This window comes from Staphylococcus sp. GDX8P54P (assembly GCF_017893165.1).
In the GTDB taxonomy this organism is placed as follows: Bacteria; Bacillota; Bacilli; order Staphylococcales; family Staphylococcaceae; genus Staphylococcus; species Staphylococcus borealis.
The window spans coordinates 1-1,364 of record NZ_JAESMM010000044.1 but is presented as its reverse complement, the minus strand read 5'-3'; the positions used below and the strand labels follow the sequence as shown (position 1 = coordinate 1,364).

The 1,364-nt window shown below is 35.9% G+C and carries 1 protein-coding gene and 1 pseudogene; both read left to right on the top strand.

Annotated elements, in window-relative coordinates:
* Positions 1 to 324, top strand: a pseudogene (locus tag KA909_RS11655) (cassette chromosome recombinase CcrA); the annotation flags it as partial.
* A gap of 20 nt (positions 325 to 344) precedes the next feature.
* On the top strand, positions 345 to 1,364 hold a 1,020-nt coding region (locus tag KA909_RS11650), incomplete at its 3' end, for a recombinase family protein (protein WP_210130249.1).

The window sequence follows — 1,364 nt, the reverse complement described above, 5'->3', positions numbered from 1 at the left end:
AAAAGACAAAGAGATGTAGAAACTAAAACTACACTCAATCACGAGCAGCTGATAGAAAAATTAGCCCAAGGCAAAATTGATGCAGAAACGTTCAGAGAACAAACGCAATCATTACATCAACAATCAAAACCTATATCATCAATCAGTGCGTATCAAATTCGAAAAGCTTTCCAAAACATCATTCAACAACGTTTCACGCTAAACATGTTGTACCCCTATATTGATGAAATTCACATTACTAAAAACAAAGCCCTTGTTGGGATTTATTTCAAAAATGAACCATTGAACATTGTGAACCAAACCTCGCAATCATCGATTGTCTAACAAGAAAGGATGAAAAAATCATGCAACAACTCAAACAAAAACGTGTCGGTATCTATGTTCGTGTATCAACGGAAATCCAAAGTACTGAAGGCTATAGTATCGATGGACAAATCAATCAAATTCGAGAATATTGTGATTTCAATAACTTTATTGTTGTAGATGTATACGCGGATAGAGGTATTTCTGGAAAATCTATGAACCGACCAGAACTACAACGTTTGTTAAAAGATGCGAACGAAGGCCAGATCGATTCTGTTATGGTGTACAAAACAAACCGGCTAGCACGTAATACATCAGACTTGCTCAAAATTGTCGAGGATTTGCATAAACAAAACGTCGAATTTTTCAGTCTATCTGAACGCATGGAAGTTAATACGAGCAGTGGTAAACTTATGTTACAAATACTCGCAAGCTTTTCTGAATTTGAAAGAAACAATATTGTCGAGAACGTATTTATGGGTCAAACCCGACGTGCTCAAGAAGGCTATTATCAAGGGAATTTACCACTAGGATATGATAAAATACCGGATAGTAAGCATGAACTCATGATAAACCAGCATGAAGCGAATATCGTCAAATATATATTTGAGTCATATGCTAAAGGTCATGGATATCGTAAAATGGCTAATGCACTTAATCATAAAGGTTATGTAACAAAGAAAGGTAATCCATTCAGTACATCAGCTATAGCATATATCCTTTCCAATCCTTTTTACATTGGTAAAATACAATTTGCGAAATATAAAGATTGGAATGAAAAGCGTCGTAAAGGACTGAATGATAAACCTATTATAGCTGATGGTAAACACCCTCCTATTATTAGTCAAGAATTATGGGATAAAGTGCAAGCACGTAAGAAACAGGTCAGTCAAAAACCTCAAGTTCATGGGAAAGGAACCAATCTATTAACAGGTATTATTCACTGCCCAGAATGCGGAGCACCTATGGCAGCGAGTAACACAACGAACACATTGAAAGATGGTACCAAGAAGCGAATACGCTATTATTCTTGTAGTAACTTTCGAAACAAAGGCTCAAAA